Source organism: Phycicoccus avicenniae, from assembly GCF_050496545.1.
GTDB lineage: Bacteria > Actinomycetota > Actinomycetes > Actinomycetales > Dermatophilaceae > Phycicoccus > Phycicoccus avicenniae_A.
This window is the reverse complement of the sequence record NZ_JBNVZV010000003.1, coordinates 97,392-120,299: the sequence shown is the minus strand read 5'-3', so window position 1 is coordinate 120,299 and position 22,908 is coordinate 97,392. Positions and strand designations below refer to the sequence as shown.

Here is a 22,908-nt window from a genome sequence, read left to right as displayed (position 1 = left end):
CCGACAGCGACCGAGAGGAGGCGCCGATGGCCAGCCAGGACTGGTTCGAGAAGGACTTCTACGCGATCCTCGGCGTCCCCAAGGACGCCGACGAGGCCGCGATCAAGAAGGCGTATCGGCGCCTCGCCCGCAAGCACCACCCCGACCAGAACGCCGGGGACGCCGCGGCCGAGCAGCGCTTCAAGGACATCGGCGAGGCCAACGCGGTGCTCTCGGACCCCAAGCAGCGCCAGGAGTACGACGCCGTGCGTTCGATGGCCGGCGGTGGTGCCCGCTTCCGCGCCGGTGCGGGTGGCCCCGGTGGCGCCGGGGGCTTCGAGGACATCTTCAGCGCCTTCGGCGGCGGCGGCGGAGCCGGGGCAGGCGGGAGCCGGGTGCGGTTCTCCTCCGGCGGCGCCCAGCCGGGCGGCGAGGACATCAACGACATCCTCGCGCAGATGTTCGGCGGCGGCGCGGGTGCGGCCGGCGGGGACCCCTTCGGCGGCACCGGTTTCCGCGGCTCGCGCGGTCCCCGGCCGGGCGCCGACGTCAACGCACGCACCACCCTCGGCTTCCGCGACGCCGTCGAGGGATCCACCGTCACGCTGACCACCGCCGACGGCAAGCGGGTCACCACGAAGATCCCCGCCGGCGTCCGTGACGGGCAGAAGATCCGGTTGCGGGGCAAGGGTTCCGACGGCGACCCCGGCGCCCCGAAGGGTGACCTCATCCTCACCGTGGCCGTCGAGAAGCACCCGGTGTTCGGGCGCGACGGCGACCACCTGACCGTCGACCTGCCGGTGACCTTCGCCGAGGCCGCTCTCGGTGCCACCGTGCCCGTGCCGACCCTCGAGGGGTCCTCGGTGCGGGTCAAGGTCGCCCCCGGCACCCCGAGCGGGCGCGTCCTGCGCGTCAAGGGTCGCGGCGTCACCGGCCGGCACGGCACCGGCGACCTCCTCGCCCGCGTGCAGGTGGTCGTGCCCCAGCGTCTCTCCGACGACGCCCGGCGCGCCGTCGAGACCCTCCGCGAGGCCGAGGGAGACGCCGACCCCCGGGCCGCCCTGTTCCAGCAGGCCGCGACCTGACGACGGGAGCATCGATGGCCACTCTCGACGCCTCCGCGTTCAGCCCCGACGACGACACCCCCGTCTTCGTCATCTCGGTCGCGGCCGAGCTCGCCGGGATGCACGCCCAGACGCTGCGCCAGTACGACCGGCTGGGGCTCGTCACGCCGTCGCGCACCAAGGGCGGCGGGCGCCGGTACAGCCGGCGCGACGTCGGCCTGCTGCGCGAGGTGCAGCGCCTCTCCCAGGAGGAGGGGGTCTCGCTCGCCGGCATCGCGCGCATCCTCGAGCTCGAGAACCAGGTCGATGCCCTGCGGGCGCGGGTCGCCGAGCTGGCCGCCGAGGTCGACGCGCTCGAGGCCGGCAGCGGCCGCACCACCCGGGTCTTCTCGGTCAGCCCCGCCGGCGACGTCTACGCGGCCCGCCTCGGCGAGCGGCCGCGCAGCACCCGCAGCCAGGCCCTCGTCGTCTGGCGCCCCACCCACCACCGCTGACCCACCCGACCGGCGGCGCGCCCGGGCCCGGGCAAGGCTCTGGCACGATGGTGCCTCCCGCGCTCCCGCGAACGACCCGGAGGTGCCGTGCCGCACGTGTTCGTGGGTCTCGACGTCGGCACCGGGAGCACCAAGGGCGTGGCGGTCACCGCCGACGGCACCGTGCTCGCCAGCGCCACGCGCCCGCACCGGGTGAGCCTGCCGCGCCCCGGGTGGGCCGAGATGGACCCCGAGCGGACGTGGTGGCCGGACGTCGCCGCCGTGTCGCGCGAGCTGGTCGCCGCCGTCGGGGCCGAGTCCGTCGCCGGGCTCTGCGTGAGCGGGATGGGTCCGTGCCTCGTCCTCACCGACGCCGACGGCACGCCGGTGCGCCCCGCGGTGCTCTACGGCATCGACGGCCGGGCCACGCGGCAGATCGCCGCGCTCACCGGACGGCTCGGTGCCGAGGCCGTCCGCGCCCGCTGCGGCAAGGACCTCACCACGCAGGCCGTCGGTCCGAAGCTCCTGTGGGTGCGGGAGGAGGAGCCCGAGCACTTCGCGCGGGCGCGGCGCTGGTGGGGCCTGAGCTCGTGGGTCGTCGGCCGGCTCACCGGTGAGTACGTCCTGGACCACCAGTCGGCCAGTCAGTGCGACCCGCTCTACGACGTCTCGGCGACCGGCTGGGCGCAGGACTGGGTGCCCGAGGTCGCGGGGCACCTCGACATGCCGCGCCTCGTCTGGCCGCACGAGGTGGTCGGCGTCGTCGGCGCCGCGGCCTCGCGGGAGACCGGGATCCCGGAGGGCACCCCGGTCTCCGCCGGCACGGTGGACGCGTGGGCGGAGGCGTTCTCGGTCGGGGTGCGCGACACCGACGACGTGATGCTCATGTACGGGTCGACGATGTTCCTCGTCCGCCCGCTCGACCGGTTCGCGGTCCGGCCGGGGCTGTGGACGACGGTCGGCGTGCGCCCCGACAGCCTGACCCTCGCGGCCGGGACGGCGACCAGCGGGTCACTGGTCCGCTGGGTCCACGACCTCACGGGAGGCGCTCCGGTCGGCAGCCTCGAGGCCGAGGCGGCCGAGGTGCCCGCCGGGGCCGAGGGGCTGCTGCTCCTGCCCTACTTCGCCGGCGAGCGGACGCCCGTCCAGGACCCGCGTGCCAGCGGCGTCGCCGTCGGGCTCACGCTCCGGCACACCCGCGGCCACGTCCTGCGCGCCGCCTACGAGGGCATCGCCTTCGGGGTGCGCCAGATCCTCGAGCTCTTCGACGCCGTCCCCCTGTCGCACCCGGACGCCGTGCCCCGGCTCGTGGCGGTCGGCGGCGGCACCCGGTCCGCCCTCCTCACCCAGGTCGTCAGCGACGTCTGCGGACGCGCCCAGGTGGTCCCGGAGGAGACGGTCGGGGCCAGCTACGGCAGTGCGCTGCTCGCGGCCATCGGCACCGGGCACGTCGCGCCGGAGACCGACTGGGCGCGGGTCGGGCGGGTGGTCGAGCCCGACGCCCGCGCCCGCGACCACTACGACCGGCTGTACCCCGTCTTCACGGAGCTGTACGCCGACACGGTGCGGCACGCGCACCGGCTGGCCGACCTCGCGGACGTCGCCGACCGGGAGGCTCAGGCGCGCTGAGCCGCCGGGTGCTCGAGCAGCGCCGCGGCGGTCGGCTCGTCGGTGACCAGCTGGGTCACGTACCCGGCGCGGACGGCAGCGAGGATGCCGGCCACCTTGACCGTCCCCACGGCCACCCCGATGGCCGCGGGGATGCGCCGCAGGTCCTCGAGCCGCATCGCGACCAGGCGCTCGCTGCCGGGGAACTCCAGCGGCCGGCCGGACGCGTCGAAGGGCCGTGAACAGATGTCGCCGACGGCCGTCGTGAGGCGCGAGTTGCCCCCCGGCAGGACGCTCGGGAGCGAGGTGCGGGTGCTCGGGGGCGCACCGATGCCGAGCACCGCGGCCCGGGCCCGCTGCCAGAGGTCGGTGACGCGGCGCGTCGTCGGGTCGTTCGTGAGGATCGCGTGCAGGTCCGGGCCCGGCATCGCGGGGGCGTAGAGGAACTGGGGCACCCCGCCGACCCGGGCCGCGACCTGCCGGGTGATCTCGTTGGTCTGGTAGTACTCCTCGGGCTCGTCGGTGCCGCCGACGACCGGGGCCACGAGCACCCCGGGGAGCGCGGTGAGCTCGTGCTGCGCGATGCCGTGGACGGTGGCGCCCGAGGAGACGAGCAGGGCATCGCCGGACGCGAGCCCCGCGGCCGAGAGCGCTTCTCCCACAGCGGGTGCGAGCACCGAGCCGGGTCGGTTGCCGCCGACGGCGGGGGTGACCCAGCACCGCGTCAGCCCGAGCTGCTCGGCCACCCGCGCGCCCAGCTCGGCGGTGCGGTCGGGGCGCGGCTCACGCACCTCGATGTGCACGATGCCCTGCGCCCGCGCCTCGGCCAGGAGCCGGCTGACGGTGGGGCGGCTGGTGCCGAGCGCCGCGGCCACCTCGGCCTGGTTGGCGTCCTCGAGGTAGTACATCCGGGCCGCCCGGTAGAGCAGGTCCGGGGGGAAGCGGCCGCCCACGACGCGCTCGACGTCGGCAGCACGGCGCGCGGGACTCATCGGCGCCCTCCTCCCACCTCGTGCGGTCGCAGGCAGTATGCCCGACGTCCGCTCTGAAAATTAGTTCTGGACAAACGTGCGCACCCGTCCTACGGTGGGCGCCACCACCCACGACAGGCGCGACGACGCGCCGGACCACCGGAGGTCTCCCCGTGACGGACACGGCCACCAGCCAGGGACCAGCGACCCATGAGCTGCCGACGACGATGCAGGCGGTCATCTGCCACGGGCCGCGCGACTACCGCCTCGAGGAGATCCCGGTGCCGACCCCGGGTCCGGGCGAGCTGCTCGTGCGGGTCGAGGCGGTGGGCATCTGCGCGAGCGACCTGAAGGCGTACCACGGCGCCGCGAAGTTCTGGGGCGACGCCAACCGCCCCGCGTGGGCCGAGACCGAGGTCGTCCCCGGCCACGAGTTCACGGGCACGGTCGTGCGCGCCGACGACGAGGCGCGGGCCCACTGGGGCGTCGAGGTCGGCGACCGCGTCGTCGCCGAGCAGATCGTGCCCTGCTGGGACTGCCGTTACTGCGACACCGGGAACTACCACATGTGCGCGCCGCACGACATGTTCGGCTTCAAGCGCCGCAACCCCGGCGGCATGGCGAGCTACATGGTCTTCCCGACCCAGGCCCTCGTGCACCGGATCAGCAAGGACCTGCCGCCGGCCCACGCCGCGTTCGCCGAGCCGCTGTCCTGCGCGCTGCACGCCGTCGAGCGGGCGAACATCCGCTTCGACGACGTCGTCGTCGTCGCCGGCTGCGGGCCGATCGGCTTGGGGATGATCGCCGGCGCCGCCGCGAAGTTCCCGGCCGAGATCGTCGCCCTCGACATGGACCGGCGCAAGCTCGACCTCGCGCTGCGCACCGGGGCCACGCGGGCCATCAACATCGGCGAGGAGGACGCGGTCGCGGTCGTCAAGGAGATGACCGGCGGCTACGGCGCCGACGTCTACCTCGAGGGCACCGGGCACCCGTCCGCGGTGCTCCAGGGGCTCAACCTGCTGCGCAAGCTCGGCCGGTTCGTCGAGTACTCGGTCTTCAAGGACGACGTCTCCGTCGACTGGTCGATCATCAGCGACGACAAGGAGCTCGACGTCCTCGGCGCCCACCTCGGCCCCGGCTGCTGGCCGGCGGCCATCCGGCTCATCGAGTCCGGGCGCCTGCCGATGGACGACATCTGCACGCACCAGCTGCCCCTGTCCGAGTTCCAGCACGGGCTCGACCTCGTCGCCTCCGGCCAGGAGTCGATCAAGGTCTCGCTCATCCCGTCATGAACGTCCTGACGCGCGTGAAGCGCCGCTCCCTCGTCCTCACCACCGCGCTCGTGGTCCTCCTCGTCGCGATGGTCGTCTCGACCCGCTTCGTCACGCCGGAGGAGGCCCAGGCGCTGCGCCCGCAGGTCTTCGAGGCCAAGGGCTACGTCGCCGAGAACTTCCCGAAGGTCGTGCAGACGTTGCAGGAGAAGGGGACCGACCTCGGCACCCTCGCGCCGGCCGTCGACGCGGATGCCGCAGCGGCCGGCAAGGAGTACGGCATCGACGTCGGCAGCGGCAAGTTCGCCTTCCCGGTCACCGTCACCGGTACCGTCGCCTCGGTCGACAACGGCTTCCTCGAGCTGACCGTCCCCGGCGTCCCCGCCGACGACACGGTGCGTATCCCCGTCGCGAACGCCGTGAGCGGCACGCCGATCCGTGACGCCTCCGGGTTCATGACCTTCAGCGACTTCCCCGGTCAGACCGACTTCCAGAACGTCGCCAACGAGCTGAAGATCAAGGTGCTCGCCGACGTCGTCGGGAAGCTGGAGCCGGCGTCGCTGCAGGGCAAGCAGGTGACCGTGGTCGGCGCCTACAGCACCGGTGGCCCGAAGAACTCCTTCCTCGTCCAGCCCGTGTCCGTGCAGGTGGCGTCGTGACCCAGGTCGCCGAGGCCGCCCCCGCGACCGACGAGCCCGACGGCGAGGTGGTCCTTCGCGCGGTCGACATCACGAAGACGTACGGCGTGACGCGCGCCCTCAAGGGCGTCAACTTCCAGGTGCGCCGCGGCAAGGTGACGGTCCTGTTCGGCGAGAACGGTGCCGGCAAGTCCACGCTCATGAAGATCATGTCCGGCGTGGAGCAGCCCACCGGTGGCGTGCTCGAGCTCGACGGCGAGCCGGTCGAGCTGGCGTCGACGACCGACGCGGTGGCCCGCGGCATCGCGATCATCCACCAGGAGCTCAACCTCTGCCCGAACCTGTCGGTGCGCGACAACATCTTCATCGGCCGCGAGCTGCGGACCCGTCGCGGTGACGTCGACTACGGGCGCGAGGCCCGGATCACGCGCGAGCTGATGGAGCGACTCGAGGAGCCGATCCACCCCTCGACCCTCGTCGCGGACCTGCGCCTGGGCCAGCAGCAGATCGTCGAGATCGCCCGGGCGCTGGCGGCCGACGCTCGCATCCTCATCATGGACGAGCCGACCTCGGCGCTGTCCGCGGCCGAGGTCGAGGTGCTCTTCAAGGTCATCCACGACCTGACCGCCGACGGCGTCGCGATCGTCTACATCAGCCACCACCTCGAGGAGGCCATCGAGGTCGCCGACCACGCGGTCGTCTTCCGCGACGGCGAGCTCGTGGCCGACCGCGACGCCGAGGGGCTGACCCTCCCGTGGGTCGTCGGGGCGATGGTCGGGCGTGAGGCCGAGTACGACTTCACCGACACCCCGCGCGACTTCGGCGAGGTCGCCCTCAGCGTCGAGGACGTGCGGGTCGTCGACCCCGACGCCGGCGGCCGGCTGGCCGTCGACGGGGTGAACATCGACGTGCGCGCCGGCGAGATCGTCGCCGTGTACGGGCTGATGGGCGCCGGGCGCACCGAGCTGATGGAGGCCCTCTCCGGCCGGGAGCCGATCGCGTCCGGACGCGCCGTCCTCGGCGGCACCGACCTGGCCGGCCACTCGATCCAGGAGCGGATCGCCCTCGGGATCGGGCTGGTCCCCGAGGACCGCCAGCGCGACGGCCTCGTGCAGCTGATGACGGTGGGGCAGAACCTGTCCCTGGCCAGCCTGCTCGGCGCGGTACGCCGCGGGTTCGTCTCGCGCAAGCACGAACGCGGCGGCATCGACGACCAGATCCGCGACGTGCGGGTCAAGACGGCCGGCCCCGAGGCGCTCATCACCTCGCTCTCCGGCGGCAACCAGCAGAAGGTCGTCATCGGGAAGATGCTGCTGACCCGCCCCAAGGTGCTGCTCCTCGACGAGCCCACCCGCGGCATCGACGTCGGCGCCAAGGGCGAGATCTTCAGCCTCCTCTTCCGCGAGGCCGAGCGCGGCCTGGCCGTCCTCTACGTCACCTCCGAGATCGGTGAGGCGCTGACCGCGTCGCACCGGGTCGTCGTCATGTCCAAGGGCCGGGTCGTGCGCGAGTTCGACCCCCGCACCTGCACCCGCGAAGAAGTCATGGCCGCTGCCGGCGAGGCCGGCGGCGACGTCCACCCGAAGGAGCCCGACAGTGAGTGACACCCTCGCCCCGCCGCGCGAGACCCGCCCGGCCGCGACACCGCCGCCCGCCGGCCGGTTCCGCAAGGTCAACTGGAACGCCCTGCTCGTGGAGGGCCGGGCGCTCATCGCGCTCGCGATCATCGTCGTGATCTTCGCGTCGCTGTCCCCGAACTTCCTCGATCCCTCGAACCTCATCCTGATGACGCGGCACGTCGCGATGAACGCGATCCTCGCCATCGGGATGCTCATGGTGATCCTCAACGGCGGCATCGACCTGTCGGTCGGCTCGACCGTGGGGGTCACCGGCGTCGTCGCCGGCTACCTCCTCCAGGGCTGGGACATGCCGCTGACCCAGCTCGTCGCCTACCCGCCGGTCTGGGTGGTCATCGCGGCGGCGGTCCTCATCGGCGCCTTCGTGGGGTGGCTCAACGGCGTCCTCGTCTCGAAGCTGAACGTCGCACCGTTCATCGCGACGCTCGGGATGCTCTACGTCGCCCGCGGCATCGCCCTGCTCATCACGAACGGCGAGACCTTCACCAAGCTCCAGGGCGAGGAGGGCCTCGGCAACACGGGGTTCGTCTCGTTCCTGGCCAGCGCGCCCCTCGGCATCCCGATGCCCGTGTGGTTCATGGTCGTCTTCGCCGTCGTGTTCTCGTTGCTGCTCAACCGGACCGCGTTCGGCCGCTGGCTCTACGCCACCGGTGGCAACGAGCGGGCTGCCGAGCTGTCCGGCGTCCCGGTCAAGCGGGTGCAGACGGTCGTCTACGTGCTCTCCGGGCTGTGCGCCGCGACGGTCGGCCTGCTGCTCACGGCCGACCTGCCCGCCGCCACCCCGCGCGCCGGCGAGTTCTACGAGCTGAACGCCATCGCCGCGGTCGTCATCGGTGGCGCCGCCCTCTCCGGCGGGCGCGGCACCATCCGCGGCACGCTCATCGGCGCCTTCGTCATCGGCTTCCTCGTCGACGGGCTCGTGCTCGTCGGGGTCTCGGTCTTCTGGCAGCAGGTCATCAAGGGCGCGGTGATCATCCTCGCCGTCGCGGTCGACCAGCTGCAGCAGTCGCTCCAGAAGCGGCGGGCCCTGCGCAAGGTCGCCGCCGCCACGAACCGGCCGGGCGCGCCGCGTCCTGCCTGACCTCGGTGGGTGCCGCACCAGTGAGGGGTGCGGCACCCACCGGGACCCGCACCACCCCTCCCCCCGAAAGGAATCCCATGTTCCGCAAGCTCACGACGGCGGCAGCCGCGCTCGTCGTCACGGTCGGGCTCGCCGCGTGCGGCTCGTCCGACAGCGGCTCGTCCTCCTCCGGTTCCGCCGCCGCGGGCGGCTCGGGCGGCGGTGGCGGCACGATCGCCGTCATCACGGTCGACCCGTCGAACCCGTACTGGAAGGCGGAGGTCGACACCGCCGTCGCCGAGGCGAAGAAGCTCGGCTACCAGACGACGGTCGACGCCCACGGCAACGACGCCGACAAGCAGAACCAGTTCATCGACGGCGCGATCTCCAAGAAGGTCAAGGCGATCATCCTCGACCCCGCCGGGGCCGACGAGTCGGTCGGTGCCGTGAAGAAGGCGACCGACGCGGGCATCCCCGTGTTCCTCGTCAACGCCGAGATCGCCGACCAGGGCATCGCCAAGAGCCAGATCGTCTCGAACAACGCGCAGGGCGCGACGCTCGGTGCGCAGTCGTGGGTCGAGTCGGTCGGTGAGAAGGGCGAGTACGTCGAGCTCTTCGGCAACCCGACCGACAACAACGCCCAGGTCCGCTCGGACGGCTACACCGAGGTCATCTCGCAGTACCCCGACCTCAAGCTGGTCCAGAAGGAGACCGCGAACTGGGACCGCGCCGAGGGCAAGGCGAAGATGGAGATCATGCTCCGGGCGCACCCGAACATCGTGGGTGTCGTCTCCGGCAACGACGAGATGGCGCTCGGTGCGATCCAGGCGCTCAAGGACGCCGGCAAGCTCGACAAGGTCAAGGTCCTCGGCTTCGACGGCAACCAGGACGCCGCGGACGCGGTGAAGGCCGGCGAGATGGTCGCGACCGTCCTGCAGCCCATCGTCCAGGGCACGACCCTCGCCGTGCAGCAGGCCGACGCCTTCCTCAAGGGCGGCAAGACCGGCGCCTCGACGGAGAAGCAGGCCATCGACTGCGTGCTCATCACCAAGGACAACGTCGACAAGCTCGACAACTTCGTCCTCTCCGAGTGACGTCGCGGGGCGTCCGCGCGACCAGCCGCGCGTGACACCCCCGCGTCCCCGACCCGGGGCGGCCGGTGCCTGTGTGCATCGGGACCGGCCGCCCCGCCCCACACCCCCACCGGCCGCGGAAGGGCCTGCCATGACGCACATCCACGACGACCCGTCCCAGTTCAAGGAGGAGGTCATCGCCGGGTTCGCCCGCGCCTACGCGCGCTACGTGCGCCGCGTCCCGGGTGCGGCCGGCTTCGTCCGCCGCGGCGGTCCGGGCGCCGGCAAGGTGAGCCTCGTCGTCGGCGGCGGCTCCGGCCACTACCCGTCCTACTCCGGCGTCACGGGCGCGGGGTTCGCCGACGGTGCGGTGCTCGGTGACGTCTTCACCTCGCCCTCGACCGAGCAGGTCTACCGGGTCGCGCGGGCCGCGAGCGGCGGCGGCGGTGTCGTCCTGTCGTTCGGCAACTACGCCGGCGACCGGCTGAACTTCGGTGCGGCGCAGAAGCGCCTGGTCGAGGAGGGCATCGACACCCGCATCGTGTCCGTCACCGACGACGTCGCGTCGGCGCCCGTCGAGGAGAAGGACCGCCGCCGGGGGATCGCCGGCACCTTCACCGTCTACAAGGTGGGCGGTGCCGCGGCCGACCGGGGAGACCCCCTCGACGAGGTCGAGCGGCTCATGCGCCTGGCGAACGACCGAACGTACTCCTACGGCGTCGCCTTCGACGGCTGCACGCTGCCGGGCCGGGACGACGCGCTGTTCCACGTCGAGGACGGCCGGATGGACTTCGGCCTCGGCATCCACGGCGAGCCGGGCATATCGTCCGCGCCGTGGATGCCGGCGCCCGAGCTGGCCGCCGCGCTCGTCTCGACGGTCCTGTCCGAGAGGCCTGCCGACGCCTCGGGGCGCGCGGCCGTGCTCGTCAACGGGCTCGGGGCCACGAAGTACGAGGAGCTGTTCGTCCTGTACGGGCACGTCGCCCGGCTGCTCGAGGAGGCCGGGGTCGAGGCGGTCCAGCCCGAGGTCGGTGAGCTCGTGACGAGCCTCGACATGGCCGGGTGCTCGCTGTCGGTCACCTGGCTCGACGGCGGGCTCGAGGAGCTTTGGGTGGCACCGGCCGACACCGCGGCCTTCCGGCGCGGGGACGTCGGTGAGCTGCCGACGTACGAGGCGGTCGAGGTGGCGTCGGCGGCCGACGAGCACGCCGTCGACGTCACCGCGAGCGAGGCCTCGCTCGCCGCCGTGCCCCGGGTGCGTGCCGCGCTCGACGCGATGACGCGAGCCGTCGAGGACAACGAGGACGAGCTCGGCCGGATCGACGCGATCGCCGGCGACGGGGACCACGGCATCGGGATGGTCCGCGGCTGCCGCGCCGCCCGCGAGGCCGCGCACGGAGCAGCCGGTGGTGCGGGTGCGGTGCTCGCCGCGGCGGCGGACGCGTTCGGGGACAGGGCCGGTGGGACGAGCGGCATCCTCTGGGGCATCCTGCTCTCCGGTGTCGGTGCGGAGCTCGGCAACGAGCAGGAGGTCACCGCCGAGGTCGTGGCGGCGGCCGTCGCCCGGGGACTCGACGCGGTGCAGGCCGCCGGTGGGGCGCAGGTGGGCGACAAGACGCTCGTCGACGCGCTGGTCCCCTTCGTCGACACCCTGCAGGCGCGGGTCACCGCCGGGGACGACCTCGGTGGGGCGTGGATGGTGGCGGCCTCGGCCGCGGTCGACGCGGCCCACGAGACGGCCTCCCTGACACCGAGGCTGGGGCGCGCGCGGCCGCTGGCCGAACGAAGCATCGGCACCCCGGACGCCGGGGCCGTGTCGTTGGGCCTCATCGTGACCGCCGTGGGCTCCGTCCTGGCGGGCGAGAGCGTCGGCAGTGCGGGCGGTGCGTCGTGAGCGCCCCGTACCGGATGCTCGTCGGGTCCGACGTCGCCGGCTTCGACTACAAGGAGGTGCTCCTGGCGGACCTGCGTGACGACCCGCGGGTGTCGGCCGTCGAGGACCTGGGAGTGACGGCCGAGGACCTGGAGTCGGAGTCGTACGGCGAGGTCGCCATCCGGGCCGCGGAGGCCATCCGCGACGGCCGGGCGGACCGGGCGATCCTCGTGTGCGGCACGGGGATCGGGGTCGCCATCGCCGCCAACAAGGTGCCCGGCATCCGGGCCACCGTGGCCCACGACTCGTTCAGCGTCGAGCGCTCGGTGCTCTCGAACGACTGCCAGGTGCTCACCTTCGGGCAGCGCGTCGTCGGCCTCCAGCTGGCCCGGCGGCTGGCCCGCGAGTGGCTCGGCTACGAGTTCGACCCCGCGTCGCCGTCGCAGGAGAAGGTGGAGGTCATCTCGGCCTACGAGGGCTGCTGAGCGTGTGGCTCGGCACGAGCTGGAAGATGACGAAGACCCTCGCCGAGGCGCGGGCGTGGGTCGGCGAGGTGACGGCGGTGCCGGTGCCCGACGGTGTCGACGCGTTCGTGCTGCCCTCCCACACGGCGTTGGCGTCGGTGCGCGACGCCGTCCCTCCCGGGCACCGGCTGGGCGTCGGTGCGCAGGACGCGCACTGGTCGGCGGATCCGGAGTGGACGGGGGAGGTGTCGATGGCGCAGGTGCGGGACGCCGGCGCCGTCCTCGTCGAGGTCGGGCACTCCGAGCGCCGGCGGGGTCTCGCCGAGGACGACGCGGTGGTGACCCGCAAGGCCCGTGCGGTCCTCGACGGCGGGCTGGTGCTGCTGCTCTGCGTCGGCGAGCCCCCGGCGGTGCGCGAGCGAGGTGAGCACCTCGACCACGTACTCGACCAGGTGCGGTCGGCCCTCTCCGGGCTCGAGCCCGACGGTGCGCGCCGGGTCCTCGTGGCCTACGAACCGGTGTGGTCGATCGGGGTGGGGGGGCGTCCGGCCGATCCGGCCGATGTCGCCCCGGTGGTCGACGCCCTGCGTGCCGAGCTCACCTCCCTCGCCCCCGACGCCGGCGTCCCGGTCCTGTACGGCGGGAGCGTGGACCCCGCGAACGCGGAGGCGCTGCTCGACACCGGGGTCGACGGGTTGTTCGTCGGCCGCGCCGCGTGGGCGCCGGGTGGTTTCCTCGCCCTGCTCGACCTCGTGGCCCGGCGCGTCTGAGCGCCGACCATCCGTCGAGATCAGGTGACTGGCCGGCGATCTGCCTCGACCTCCTGCGTGTCACCTGATCTCGGCGGGGCGGACCGGCCGGGTCAGCGGGCCGGGAGGCGGGTGACCCAGTAGCGCGCCGTGGCCGGCGAGGCGACCCCGAAGCGGGCGTTGACGGCCCAGAGCGCGCCACCGGCCAGGGTGGCCGTCGACGGCACGTCGAGGGTCGGGTCGGTCAGGGCACCGCGCCAGCGCGCCGCCCATCCGCGGTGACCGCAGGACAGCGAGAGCACCGACACCTCGGCCTGCCCGCTGCCGCGCACGACGTAGAGCGTCGAGCCGCGCAGCTCGAGGCCGTCGCCGCCGACGATGCCCGGGCCGCCGGAGACCGGGACCTCGCGGACCCGGCCGGTGCGGGGGTCGGCGGCCCAGAGCCCGCCCGCGGAGCTGTGGTCGAGGAGGGCCACGCCCCGGGTGACGCGGATGCCGTTGGCCGCCAGGTTCGTGCCGTCGTAGCCGGGCCACGCGCCGGTGAGCGGCACGAATCGCGGTGTCGTGGAGGCGGGCCGGCCGCGACGGTCGAGGTCGATGGCGGTGAGCCGGTCGACGCGCGAGTCGGTGACCCAGACGGTCCGCTGCGTGACGTCGAGGTCGTTGAGGAAGCCGCCGCCGGGGACGACGACATCGGCCACGACCGTGCCGCGCCGGGCATCGACGGCCCACACGTGCGCCACGGTGCCCACGTTGCCGACGGCCCAGACGAGGCCGGAGCGGCCGTCCCAGCGCAGGCCGCGCAGCTGGCGACCGGTGGCTCCGGGGAGGAGCACGCGCACCGAGCGCGAGCCCTTGGCCAGGTCGCCGGTGACGATGCGTCCGTCGTTGAGGGAGCCGACGTAGAAGCGGGTGCCGGGGCCGGAGGTGATGCCCTCCGGCTGGATCCCGTCGGGCAGGCGGACGGTCTCGGGGAGCCGGCCGCCGTGCCCGCGCCCGTGGGCGTCGGCGCGGTCAGGGGCCACGAGGAGGGCGGCGGCGCCGAGGGCGGTGGCGGCCACGGCGGTGCGGCGCGAGGGCCGGGGGAGGGCGACGGTGGTGCTGCGCTGGGTCGTGTCCATGCCCCACCGTGCCCCCTCGGGCCCGCGAACGGGGGAAACGGTGCAGACCCGCTGACCGGGCGTCGACCCTGCTCAGGCCGTGCGTCGGGTGCGCACCCTCGCCGTGGCGGTGACGACGACCACCGCGGCGGCGATCGCACCGAGGGCCACGAGCGCCGACGAGGGCTCGTCGGTGAGCCGGCCCCACGCCAGCCACGCCAGGCCCCAGGCGATGGCGGCCGCGACCGCCCACCGGCCGCCCAGGCGCCGGGCCAGCCAGGTGCCGAGCGCGGCGACGACGGCGAGCACCACGAGGGCGACGACGACGCCGGCCGTGCCGTCGAGGTCGACCCCGGAGGCCGAGACCGTCGCCACGATGTTGGCGAAGGTCGCCACCGACACCCAGCCGAGGTAGAGGCCGAAGGTGCCGTCGACGAGCACGGTCTCGGGGGTGCCGTAGGACGGGTGCTCCTGGAGCCGCAGCACGAGCACGACGAGCGTGGCCCAGAGGGCGATGATGACGACGACGCTCGCCCACAGCCAGGACTGCTGCGTCACGAGCAGCCAGGCGGCGTTGAGCACCATCGAGACGGCGGCGAGCCACCCGATGCTCCGGTGCCGGCGGTCGGTGGCCTGCCCGGGCAGCCACTGCCACACCGTGTAGCCGAGCAGGCCGGCGTAGATCACGGACCAGATGGAGAAGGCGGGGCCGGCCGGCGCGACGTAGGTGGCGTCGGCGGCGAGCGCCCCGCCGGAGGACTCCTCGACGCGGGTGCCGATGACGCCGACGCCGACGAGCGTGCCGACGACGCAGAACACCTCGGCGAGCGTGACGCCCACCTGGCGCAGGCGGTCGGCGGAGGTCGGGGCGGTCGAGGTCGTCGTCGCGGCGCTCATGCGGCGACGCTACCGGGGGCTCCCGGGCCGCGGTCGCGCCACCCGCGCAGGGCCTGCCTGCGCGTCCATACTTGGCGCGTGACCGAGCACCTCATCGTCTTCCCCGACCGCGAGACCGCCGAGGACGTGGCCGACGGCCTGCGCGAGGACGGCTTCGACGACGTCCGGGTCGTGCGCGAGGCGCTGGCCGGAGAGGACGACGCCGAGGACCACGAGTGGGGCGTGTACGTCCGCGAGGAGAACGTCGTCGACGAGAGCCGCCCGGTCGCCCAGGGGCTGCGGGACCGGTTCGCGGCCCTCGCCGACGAGCGCGGTGGCTGGTACGACCCGGACCCCGCCGGCTGACCCGGGCCGGTCCCCTGATCCGGTCGCGCGACAGGGCTGAGCGGAATACACTCAACTTTGGTGAGCGTTGACCTCGATGACGCCCCGACCGCACGACCAGGAGACACGCACGCATGGAGCTGAAGCCGACGACGAAGGTCGCCGAGGCCCTCGCCCTCGCCCAGCGGGCCGCGCAGACCGACGGCCACCCCGAGATCACCCCCGACCACCTCACCAGCGCCGTCGTCCGCCTTGACACCCCGATGGCCGACGCGCTGCTCACCGCCGCCGGCACCGGCGCCGCGCACGTCCTCGCGCAGGCCGACGCCCGCCTGCGCGCCCTGCCGAGGACGAGCGGCGCTGCGGCCACCCCGACCCCCGGGCGCGACCTGGTCGCCGTCCTCCAGCAGGCCGACACCCTCATGCGCGCGAAGAGCGACACCTTCCTCGCCCTCGACCTCGTCCTGCTGGCGCTCGCCGAGACCGGCCACCTCGCGGCCGTCGAGAAGCGCGGCGCCGCCGACATGGAGCGGCGCATCACCGAGCTGCGCGGCGGCCGCCAGGTCACCTCCGAGACCCCCGTCGAGGGCGGCGAGGCCCTGGCCCAGTACGGCACCGACCTCACCCAGGCCGCCCGCGACGGCCGGCTCGACCCCGTCATCGGCCGGGACGACGAGATCCGCCGGGTCGTCCAGGTCCTCTCCCGGCGCACCAAGAACAACCCCGTCCTCATCGGCGAGCCCGGCGTCGGCAAGACCGCCGTCGTCGAGGGACTGGCGCAGCGCATCGTCGACGGCGACGTCCCGGAGTCGTTGCGCGGCAAGCGGCTCGTGAGCCTCGACCTCGGCGCGATGGTCGCCGGCGCCAAGTACCGCGGCGAGTTCGAGGAGCGCCTCAAGGCCGTCCTCGAGGAGATCAAGGGCTCGGACGGCGAGGTCGTCACGTTCATCGACGAGCTGCACACCGTCGTCGGGGCCGGCGCCACCGGCGAGTCCGCGATGGACGCGAGCAACATGCTCAAGCCGATGCTGGCCCGCGGCGAGCTGCGCCTCGTCGGCGCCACGACCCTGGACGAGTACCGCGAGCACGTCGAGAAGGACCCCGCGCTCGAGCGCCGGTTCCAGCAGGTCTTCGTCGGCGAGCCGTCCGTCGAGGACACCGTCGCCATCCTCCGCGGCCTCAAGGAGCGCTACGAGGCGCACCACAAGGTCGAGATCGAGGACTCCGCGCTCGTGGCCGCGGCCTCGCTCTCGGACCGCTACATCACCGGACGACAGCTGCCCGACAAGGCGATCGACCTCGTCGACGAGGCCGCGTCCCGCCTGCGGATGGAGATCGACTCCAGCCCGGTCGAGATCGACGTGCTGCGCCGGGCCGTCGACCGGCTGCGGATGGAGGAGCTGCACCTCGCCAAGGAGACCGACGACGCCTCGCGCGAGCGGCTCGAGCGGCTGCGCGCCGACCTCGCCGACCGCACCGAGGAGCTCGCCGCGCTGACCGCCCGCTGGGAGGCCGAGAAGGAGGGCCTCAACCGCGTGGGCGAGCTCAAGGCCCGCCTCGACGACCTGCGGACCCAGTTCAGCGTCGCGTACCGCGAGGGGGACTTCGGCGCCGCCGGCCGGCTGCAGAACGGCGAGATCCCCGCCCTCGAGCGCGAGATCGAGGCCGCCCAGGCCGCCGAGTCCGCGGCCGCCGCCGACGACCTCATGGTCAAGGAGCGGGTCGGCGCCGACGACATCGCCGAGGTCATCGCCGCCTGGACCGGCATCCCCGCCGGGCGGCTGCTCCAGGGAGAGACCGAGAAGCTGCTGTCGATGGAGACGATCATCGGCTCCCGGCTCATCGGCCAGGCCGAGGCCGTGCGTGCCGTCTCCGACGCCGTCCGCCGCAGCCGCGCCGGCATCGCCGACCCCGACCGGCCCACCGGCTCCTTCCTCTTCCTCGGGCCCACCGGCGTCGGCAAGACCGAGCTCGCGAAGTCGTTGGCGGACTTCCTGTTCGACGACGAGCGGGCGATGGTCCGCCTCGACATGTCCGAGTACTCGGAGCGGCACGCGGTGGCCCGGCTCATCGGCGCCCCGCCCGGCTACGTCGGGTACGAGGAGGGCGGCCAGCTCACCGAGGCCGTGCGCCGCCGCCCGTACTCGGTGGTGCTGCTCGACGAGGTCGAGAAGGCGCACCCCGAGACCTTCGACATCCTCCTGCAGGTCCTCGACGACGGCCGGCTCACCGACGGCCAGGGCCGCACCGTCGACTTCCGCAACGTCATCCTCGTGATGACCTCGAACCTGGGCTCGCAGTACCTCGTCGACCCGCTGCTCGACCCGGGCGACCGGCGCGAGGCCGTGATGGCGGCGGTCCGTGGCGCCTTCAAGCCCGAGTTCCTCAACCGGCTCGACGAGGTGGTCGTCTTCGACCCGCTCTCCACCGACGAGCTCGCGCACATCGTCGACCTCCAGGTGCGCGCGCTGTCGGCACGGCTCGCCGACCGGCGGATCGACCTCGCCGTCACCGACGACGCGAAGGCCTGGCTGGCCCGCACCGGGTACGACCCCGCGTTCGGCGCCCGCCCCCTGCGCCGCCTCGTCCAGCGCGAGATCGGCGACCGCCTGGCGACCGCTCTCCTCGCCGGCGACGTGCGCGACGGCGACACCGTGGGCGTCGACGTCGACGGATCGGGCGACGGGCTCACCCTGACCTGATCCCCGGGGCGGCGCGTGGCGGTTACCCTGCCGCCATGCGCCGCCGTCCGTTCCTCGCCGCCCTGGCCGCGGCCACCCTCCTCGCCGCGGGCTGTGGTGGCGGCGCCGAGGACGCGCCCGCCAAGCCCCCGGCCGAGCGCCTCGCCGCCGCCCGGACCGCGCTCGAGAAGGCCGGCTCGCTGACCCTCGACCTGACGAGCACCGACGTCCCGGCCACGCAGAACGGCGTGAGCGCCGCCAAGGGGCAGGGCGTCGTCGACGCCGCCGAGCCGAAGTTCAAGGGCACGATCACGGGCACGGTGCGCGGCGTCGCGGCGACGGTCGACGTCATCGCCGTCGGGAAGGACGCCTACCTCAAGCTCTTCACCCCCGACTTCGAGAAGTTCGACCTCTCGACGCTCAACGCCCCCAACCCGGCCACCTTCTTCGACCCCGCCGCCGGCATCGCCGGGCTGCTGCCGAAGACCGCGTCGCCGACGACCGGCGGGCAGGTCCGGGCCGGCAAGGAGGTCCTCACCCAGATCTCCGGAACGCTTCCGGCGCAGGAGGTCTCGGACCTCTTCCACCTCGGCGACGGTACCGGCACGTACAAGGTCACCTTCGCGCTCACCGAGGCCGACCAGCTCCGCACCGCCACCCTCGTCGGCCCGTTCTTCGAGGGCACGACGTCGACGTACACGCTCACCCTCACCGACTACGGCTCGCCCGTTGAGATCACCCGCCCCTAGGGCGCTGCTCGGCGCGGCCTCCGTCGCCGTCGCGCTCGCCGCCGCCGACACCTACGTCGTCGTCCTGGCGCTCACCGACATGATGCGCGGTGTCGGCGTGGGCATCGACTCCCTCCAGCGCGCGACCCCCATCGTCTCCGGCTTCCTCCTGGGTTACGTCGCGGTCCTGCCCCTCGTCGGGCGGCTGGCCGACCTCGTCGACCGGCGCCGCGTCCTCCTCGGCTGCCTCGCCGTCTTCGTCGTCGGGTCGATGGTCACCGCGCTCGCCGTCGAGCTGCCGGTGCTGGTGGCGGGCCGGGTGGTCCAGGGCGTGGGCGGCGGCGGCCTGGTGCCGGCCACCCTCGCGCTCGTCGCCGACCTCTGGCCGGCCGGGCGGCGCGGCGTGCCGCTCGGTGTGGTGGGCGCCGTCCAGGAGCTGGGGTCGGTGCTCGGGCCGGTGCTGGGGGCGGCGGTGCTCGTCGTCGCCGACTGGCGCGCCATCTTCTGGGTCGGGGCGCTCGCCGGGGTGGTGCTCGCGGTGGCCGTGGTCGTCACCGGCGGGGGCGGGGTGCGGCGCCCGCGCGTGCTGCCGACCGTGCTCGGTGCGCTGGCCGTGGCCACCGGATGGCTCGCGCTGGCGGCGCCGGAGTCGCTGGCGACGAGCGTCGAGCTGGGGGTGCCCTTCGTCCCCTTCGGCGACGCGACCTCGCGGCTGGCGACGCCCGTCGGTGGGGTGGCGGTGGTGCTCACGGTCCTGGCGCTCGCCGCCGTGATGCACGGCCGTTGGGCGGCGCTGCGGCGGGTCGACCTGCTCGGGGCCGCGCTCGTCGGCGGGGCGCTCGGATGCGTCGTCCTCACCTTCGCCGCCGCCGAGCCCGAGCGCGAGGTCGTCGGGCCGCTCGGCTACGCGCTCCTCCCGGTGGCCGTCCTCCTGGTGCTCGCCTACCTCGTCCACCACCGCCGCGCGGTGGCGCCGCTCGTGCCCCGGGGGCTCGTCCGCGGCCGGCTGGTGCGCGCCCTCGGCGTCTCGCTGCTCGTCGGGGTCGCGCTCGTCGCGGTCGTCGTCGACGTGCCGCTGCTCGCCCGGCTCGTCCACACCACCGACCAGGGGGAGGCGGCGCTCGTGCTCGTCCGCTTCCTCGTGGCCGTGCCCGTCGGCGCGCTGGCCGGTGGCTGGCTGCTGCGCCGGGTCGGCGCGGGCATCATCGCCGGTGTCGGACTGGCCCTCACGGCAACGGGACTCGCGGTGATGTCGACGTGGGGCAGCGGGTCGCTCGAGCAGTGGACCTCGACGCTCGTGCTCGCCGTGACGGGCCTCGGCATAGGCCTGGCCCTGGCGCCCGTCAACGACGCCGCGCTCGCGGAGTCCTCCGAGGAGACGCACGGAACCGCCTCGGCCCTCGTCGTCGTCGCCCGGATGGTCGGGATGGTCGTCGGGCTCGCGCTGCTCACCGCCGTCGGGCTGCACGCGTACTACGGCGCGGTCGCCGCGCTGCCCGACCCCACCGACACCGACGCGCTGCGGGAGGCGGCCGTCGTCCAGGTGTCGTCCGTCTTCCGCGGGGCGGCCGGCGCCGCGGCGCTCGGAGCCCTGCTGGCGCTCACCCTCGGCCGGGCCGCCCACCGCCCGGACGCCTCCCGGCCGGAGGGGTTCGCCCTCGCCGCCCGCGGGTAGCGTCGGCCCATGGCCACCACGAGCGACCTCCTCCTCGACACCCTCGACCGCGTGCGAGAGACCGTGCACGGGCTGCTCGAGGACACCCCCGAGGAGCGGCTCGCCGAGCCGCCGGCCGAGGGCGCCAACACCGTCGCCTGGCTGATCTGGCACCTGACCCGCGTCCTCGACACCCACGTCGCCGACGCCTTCGACCGCGACGTCGCGTGGACGAGCGACGGCTGGTTCGACCGGTTCGGGCTGCCCTTCCCGGCCAGCGCCCACGGGTACGGCATGTCGTACGACGACGTCCTCGCGGTCCGCGCCTCCGCGGCCGACCTGCGCGGCTACTTCGACGCCACGCACGCCCTCGTCGCCGACGCCCTCGGAACGGTCACCGATGCCGAGCTCGACCGGGTCGTCGACGAGGACTGGGACCCGCCGGTCACCCTGGCCGTGCGCCTCGTCAGCGCGCTCAACGACGCCACCCAGCACGTGGGCCAGGCGTCGTACGCCGCGGGCATCCTCACCCGCGGCTGACCGGCGGATGCCCGAGCTTCCCGAGGTCGAGTCCGCCCGCGCCGTCATCGAACGGGCGGGCCTGCAGCGCACCGTCGTCGACGTCGACGACTCCGACACCTGGGAGTGCCGGCCGCACCGGCCCGGCGAGATCCGCGACGCCCTCGTCGGCCGGCACCTGACGGCGGCGCACCGGCGGGGGAAGTCGATGTGGTGCGAGGTGTCGGGCGTCGCGGCGCCGACCCTCGGCATCCACCTCGGGATGAGCGGGCGCATCCTCGTCAGCGGTCCCGGTGGCGTGGCCGAGGGTGGGGACTACCAGGGCACCGGCCGGCGCGCCGACCCGAGCCGCCGCCGGGAGGTCTGGTTCCGCTTCTCGCTGGTCTTCGAGGACGGCGGGATGCTGCGCCTCCTCGACCCGCGCCGGCTCGGCCGGGTGCGGCTGGACCCCGACGTCGACGCGCTCGGACCCGACGCCGCGGAGGTGGGGCGCGAGGAGTTCCGCGAGCGGGTCGGGCGGGGGCGGCTGCCGCTCAAGGCCCGGCTGCTCGACCAGACCACCATCGCGGGGGTGGGGAACCTGCTCGCCGACGAGGTGCTCTGGCAGGCCCGGCTCGACCCGCGGCGGCCGGCGGGAGAGCTGACCGTCGAGGAGCTCGACGGGCTGCGGCGGAGGCTGCGCTCGGCGGTGCGCACCGCGGTGCGGCAGGGCGGGGTGCACACGCTCGAGGTCGTGCCGCACCGGGGCGCCGACGGGCACTGCCCGCGCTGCGGGGCCGAGATGCGCCGCGCCACGGTGGGCGGCCGCACGACCTGGTTCTGCCCCCGCGAGCAGGTCTGAGGCGGTGCCTCAGGCGTGGCGCAGGCTCGGGCCCGACCCCTCGCCGTCGACGCCGACCGGCACCGGCAGGGGCGCGACCCCGGTGAGGCACTTGCGGTAGCGCACGTGCGACCCCCAGCGCGCCAGCTCGTCCCACAACGCGGCGTGCGCCGCCCACGGCAGCGGCTCGGCGCCCTGGCGCCAGGAGCCGCCGAAGGAGATCCACGCCGGCACCCAGTCGGCGGCGTCGTCCCAGGCCCCGCGGCGTGCCTCCACGACCCGCCGGCGGTACTGGAACGCCTGGCGCGGGCCGTCCTCGCAGATCGGTGCCGTCGCCATCGGCCACACCCGCAGGTCGAGGTGCATCAGGCTCACCTCGAGGGCAGCGAGCACCGCCGGGTCGACGAGGACCGTCGCGACGTTCTCGTGGGGCGGACGGGTCATCCCGGCACGGTAACCCCGACCCCCGACGTCCGTCAGCCCCCGCGGCCGGACGTTCGACGCCCGGGCCCCGCTCAGGCGTCGAGCTCGACGACGACCGGGGCGTGGTCGCTGGCGCCGGTGCCCTTGCGCTCCTCGCGGTCGATGGCCGCGCCGGCCACGCGGGCCGCGAACGACGGCGAGCCGAGCACGAAGTCGATGCGCATCCCGCGCTTCTTGGGGAACGCGAGGCGCTGGTAGTCCCAGTACGTGTAGGCGCCGGGGGTGTGCGGGCGCACGACGTCGACGAACCCGGCCTCGAGGAACGCGTGGAACGCGGCGCGCTCGGGCGGGCTGACGTGGGACTTGTCGAGGTAATACTCCATCGACCAGACGTCCTCGTCCTGCGGCGCGATGTTCCAGTCCCCGCAGAGGGCGACCGGCGTGCCGTCGGCGGCCCACTCGACGGCGCGGTCCCGCAGCTGCCCGAGCCAGGCCAGCTTGTAGGCCATGTGCGGGTCCTCGAGGGCGCGGCCGTTCGGCACGTACACCGACCAGAACCGCACGCCGCCGCAGGTCGCTCCGATGGCGCGCGCCTCGGGCGCGAGCGGCTCGCCCCATCCGGGGTCGCCGTCGAAGCCGACCTGCACGTCCGTGAGCCCCACCCGCGACAGGACCGCGACGCCGTTCCACTGGTTCAGCCCGTGGTGGGCGACCTCGTAGCCGAGCGCCTCGAAGCGGTCGAACGGGAACTGGTCCTCGCGGGCCTTGGTCTCCTGCATGGCGAGCACGTCGACGTCGGTGCGCTGGAGCCAGGCCTCGACGCGGTCGATGCGGGAGCGGATGGAGTTGACGTTCCAGGTGGCGATGCGCACGCCGCCAACCCTAACGAGCACCTCCGACGG

General features: G+C 74.1%; 22 protein-coding genes. 17 read left to right on the top strand and 5 right to left on the bottom strand.

Annotation, left to right across the window (positions count from 1 at the left end; translation table 11 throughout):
- Positions 1 to 26: 26 nt before the first annotated feature.
- The 3 genes from ACQZ2A_RS03780 to ACQZ2A_RS03770 all read left to right on the top strand — a co-directional run bounded on the left by ACQZ2A_RS03780 (position 27) and on the right by ACQZ2A_RS03770 (position 3,145).
- Entirely contained in the window at positions 27 to 1,064 is a 1,038-nt protein-coding gene (locus ACQZ2A_RS03780) for a DnaJ C-terminal domain-containing protein (protein ID WP_430207275.1), read from the top strand.
- A gap of 14 nt (positions 1,065 to 1,078) precedes the next feature.
- Entirely contained in the window at positions 1,079 to 1,537 is a 459-nt protein-coding gene (locus tag ACQZ2A_RS03775; protein WP_430207273.1) for a heat shock protein transcriptional repressor HspR, read from the top strand.
- Between the two features lie 87 nt (positions 1,538 to 1,624).
- Positions 1,625 to 3,145: an FGGY-family carbohydrate kinase gene (locus ACQZ2A_RS03770; protein WP_430207272.1), complete on the top strand. Its 1,521-nt coding sequence runs from the start codon at positions 1,625 to 1,627 to the stop codon at positions 3,143 to 3,145.
- Here ACQZ2A_RS03770 and ACQZ2A_RS03765 read toward each other — a convergent pair.
- Complete coding sequence (locus ACQZ2A_RS03765; protein WP_430207270.1) at positions 3,133 to 4,116, bottom strand: sugar-binding transcriptional regulator; 984 nt, start codon at positions 4,114 to 4,116, stop codon at positions 3,133 to 3,135. The genes ACQZ2A_RS03770 and ACQZ2A_RS03765 overlap by 13 nt on opposite strands.
- A 206-nt stretch (positions 4,117 to 4,322) precedes the next feature.
- Between ACQZ2A_RS03765 and ACQZ2A_RS03760 the strand changes: the two genes are divergently transcribed.
- The 8 genes from ACQZ2A_RS03760 (at position 4,323) to ACQZ2A_RS03725 (ending at position 12,881) form a co-directional block, all read left to right on the top strand.
- Complete coding sequence (locus ACQZ2A_RS03760; protein WP_430207534.1) at positions 4,323 to 5,387, top strand: alcohol dehydrogenase catalytic domain-containing protein; 1,065 nt, start codon at positions 4,323 to 4,325, stop codon at positions 5,385 to 5,387.
- Positions 5,384 to 6,025 carry a DUF2291 family protein gene (locus ACQZ2A_RS03755; RefSeq protein ID WP_430207268.1) on the top strand — a complete coding sequence of 214 codons (642 nt, stop codon included), beginning with the start codon at positions 5,384 to 5,386 and terminating at the stop codon, positions 6,023 to 6,025. The genes ACQZ2A_RS03760 and ACQZ2A_RS03755 overlap by 4 nt, the downstream gene beginning before the upstream one ends.
- Entirely contained in the window at positions 6,022 to 7,608 is a 1,587-nt protein-coding gene (locus tag ACQZ2A_RS03750) for a sugar ABC transporter ATP-binding protein (RefSeq protein ID WP_430207266.1), read from the top strand. The genes ACQZ2A_RS03755 and ACQZ2A_RS03750 overlap by 4 nt, the downstream gene beginning before the upstream one ends.
- A complete protein-coding gene (locus ACQZ2A_RS03745) occupies positions 7,601 to 8,722 on the top strand; it encodes an ABC transporter permease (protein WP_430207265.1) in 1,122 nt (373 codons plus the stop codon). Before ACQZ2A_RS03750 ends, ACQZ2A_RS03745 begins: the two co-directional genes overlap by 8 nt.
- Positions 8,723 to 8,799: 77 nt before the next feature.
- A complete protein-coding gene (locus tag ACQZ2A_RS03740; protein WP_430207263.1) occupies positions 8,800 to 9,795 on the top strand; it encodes a D-ribose ABC transporter substrate-binding protein in 996 nt (331 codons plus the stop codon).
- Between the two features lie 130 nt (positions 9,796 to 9,925).
- The gene (locus ACQZ2A_RS03735) at positions 9,926 to 11,668 is read left to right on the top strand and encodes a dihydroxyacetone kinase family protein (RefSeq protein WP_430207262.1); all 1,743 of its coding nucleotides are present in this window, start codon (positions 9,926 to 9,928) and stop codon (positions 11,666 to 11,668) included.
- Positions 11,669 to 11,682: 14 nt separating this feature from the next.
- Positions 11,683 to 12,132 carry a ribose-5-phosphate isomerase gene (locus ACQZ2A_RS03730; protein ID WP_430207531.1) on the top strand — a complete coding sequence of 150 codons (450 nt, stop codon included), beginning with the start codon at positions 11,683 to 11,685 and terminating at the stop codon, positions 12,130 to 12,132.
- Between the two features lie 2 nt (positions 12,133 to 12,134).
- Positions 12,135 to 12,881, top strand: coding sequence for a triose-phosphate isomerase family protein (locus ACQZ2A_RS03725; protein ID WP_430207261.1), 747 nt, complete (start codon positions 12,135 to 12,137; stop codon positions 12,879 to 12,881).
- Positions 12,882 to 12,973: 92 nt separating this feature from the next.
- On the opposite strand, the gene ACQZ2A_RS03720 is transcribed toward ACQZ2A_RS03725, so the two are convergent.
- Complete coding sequence (locus tag ACQZ2A_RS03720; RefSeq protein ID WP_430207260.1) at positions 12,974 to 13,981, bottom strand: hypothetical protein; 1,008 nt, start codon at positions 13,979 to 13,981, stop codon at positions 12,974 to 12,976.
- Between the two features lie 72 nt (positions 13,982 to 14,053).
- Positions 14,054 to 14,857 carry a TspO/MBR family protein gene (locus ACQZ2A_RS03715; RefSeq protein WP_430207258.1) on the bottom strand — a complete coding sequence of 268 codons (804 nt, stop codon included), beginning with the start codon at positions 14,855 to 14,857 and terminating at the stop codon, positions 14,054 to 14,056.
- Positions 14,858 to 14,935: 78 nt separating this feature from the next.
- On the opposite strand from ACQZ2A_RS03715, the gene ACQZ2A_RS03710 reads away from it, so the two are divergent.
- The 6 genes from ACQZ2A_RS03710 to ACQZ2A_RS03685 all read left to right on the top strand — a co-directional run bounded on the left by ACQZ2A_RS03710 (position 14,936) and on the right by ACQZ2A_RS03685 (position 21,604).
- A complete protein-coding gene (locus tag ACQZ2A_RS03710; RefSeq protein ID WP_430207256.1) occupies positions 14,936 to 15,202 on the top strand; it encodes a ribonuclease E inhibitor RraB in 267 nt (88 codons plus the stop codon).
- 113 nt (positions 15,203 to 15,315) lie between these two features.
- Positions 15,316 to 17,883 (top strand): ATP-dependent chaperone ClpB, encoded by a 2,568-nt coding sequence (gene clpB / locus ACQZ2A_RS03705; protein WP_430207254.1) that lies wholly within the window; start codon positions 15,316 to 15,318, stop codon positions 17,881 to 17,883.
- Positions 17,884 to 17,918: 35 nt separating this feature from the next.
- Positions 17,919 to 18,611, top strand: a complete 693-nt coding sequence (locus ACQZ2A_RS03700) for an LppX_LprAFG lipoprotein (RefSeq protein WP_430207252.1) — start codon at positions 17,919 to 17,921, stop codon at positions 18,609 to 18,611.
- Positions 18,592 to 20,265, top strand: a complete 1,674-nt coding sequence (locus ACQZ2A_RS03695) for an MFS transporter (protein ID WP_430207250.1) — start codon at positions 18,592 to 18,594, stop codon at positions 20,263 to 20,265. The genes ACQZ2A_RS03700 and ACQZ2A_RS03695 overlap by 20 nt, the downstream gene beginning before the upstream one ends.
- Before the next feature lie 9 nt (positions 20,266 to 20,274).
- Positions 20,275 to 20,784, top strand: a complete 510-nt coding sequence (locus ACQZ2A_RS03690; protein WP_430207248.1) for a mycothiol transferase — start codon at positions 20,275 to 20,277, stop codon at positions 20,782 to 20,784.
- A 7-nt stretch (positions 20,785 to 20,791) separates the two neighbouring features.
- A complete protein-coding gene (locus ACQZ2A_RS03685) occupies positions 20,792 to 21,604 on the top strand; it encodes an Fpg/Nei family DNA glycosylase (protein WP_430207246.1) in 813 nt (270 codons plus the stop codon).
- Positions 21,605 to 21,613: 9 nt separating this feature from the next.
- On the opposite strand, the gene ACQZ2A_RS03680 is transcribed toward ACQZ2A_RS03685, so the two are convergent.
- Positions 21,614 to 22,027 carry a hypothetical protein gene (locus ACQZ2A_RS03680; protein WP_430207244.1) on the bottom strand — a complete coding sequence of 138 codons (414 nt, stop codon included), beginning with the start codon at positions 22,025 to 22,027 and terminating at the stop codon, positions 21,614 to 21,616.
- Positions 22,028 to 22,098: 71 nt separating this feature from the next.
- Entirely contained in the window at positions 22,099 to 22,878 is a 780-nt protein-coding gene (locus ACQZ2A_RS03675) for an exodeoxyribonuclease III (RefSeq protein ID WP_430207242.1), read from the bottom strand.
- Positions 22,879 to 22,908: the final 30 nt, after the last annotated feature.

Coding starts and splice junctions, on each gene's coding strand:
- ACQZ2A_RS03680 (WP_430207244.1), bottom strand. CDS start 22,027: ATGACCCGTCCGCCCCACGAGAACGTCGCGACGGTCCTCGTCGACCCG.
- clpB (WP_430207254.1), top strand. CDS start 15,316: ATGGAGCTGAAGCCGACGACGAAGGTCGCCGAGGCCCTCGCCCTCGCC.
- ACQZ2A_RS03730 (WP_430207531.1), top strand. CDS start 11,683: ATGCTCGTCGGGTCCGACGTCGCCGGCTTCGACTACAAGGAGGTGCTC.
- ACQZ2A_RS03690 (WP_430207248.1), top strand. CDS start 20,275: ATGGCCACCACGAGCGACCTCCTCCTCGACACCCTCGACCGCGTGCGA.
- ACQZ2A_RS03755 (WP_430207268.1), top strand. CDS start 5,384: ATGAACGTCCTGACGCGCGTGAAGCGCCGCTCCCTCGTCCTCACCACC.
- ACQZ2A_RS03720 (WP_430207260.1), bottom strand. CDS start 13,981: ATGGACACGACCCAGCGCAGCACCACCGTCGCCCTCCCCCGGCCCTCG.
- ACQZ2A_RS03765 (WP_430207270.1), bottom strand. CDS start 4,116: ATGAGTCCCGCGCGCCGTGCTGCCGACGTCGAGCGCGTCGTGGGCGGC.
- ACQZ2A_RS03685 (WP_430207246.1), top strand. CDS start 20,792: ATGCCCGAGCTTCCCGAGGTCGAGTCCGCCCGCGCCGTCATCGAACGG.
- ACQZ2A_RS03775 (WP_430207273.1), top strand. CDS start 1,079: ATGGCCACTCTCGACGCCTCCGCGTTCAGCCCCGACGACGACACCCCC.
- ACQZ2A_RS03740 (WP_430207263.1), top strand. CDS start 8,800: ATGTTCCGCAAGCTCACGACGGCGGCAGCCGCGCTCGTCGTCACGGTC.
- ACQZ2A_RS03700 (WP_430207252.1), top strand. CDS start 17,919: ATGCGCCGCCGTCCGTTCCTCGCCGCCCTGGCCGCGGCCACCCTCCTC.
- ACQZ2A_RS03760 (WP_430207534.1), top strand. CDS start 4,323: ATGCAGGCGGTCATCTGCCACGGGCCGCGCGACTACCGCCTCGAGGAG.
- ACQZ2A_RS03715 (WP_430207258.1), bottom strand. CDS start 14,857: ATGAGCGCCGCGACGACGACCTCGACCGCCCCGACCTCCGCCGACCGC.
- ACQZ2A_RS03735 (WP_430207262.1), top strand. CDS start 9,926: ATGACGCACATCCACGACGACCCGTCCCAGTTCAAGGAGGAGGTCATC.
- ACQZ2A_RS03780 (WP_430207275.1), top strand. CDS start 27: ATGGCCAGCCAGGACTGGTTCGAGAAGGACTTCTACGCGATCCTCGGC.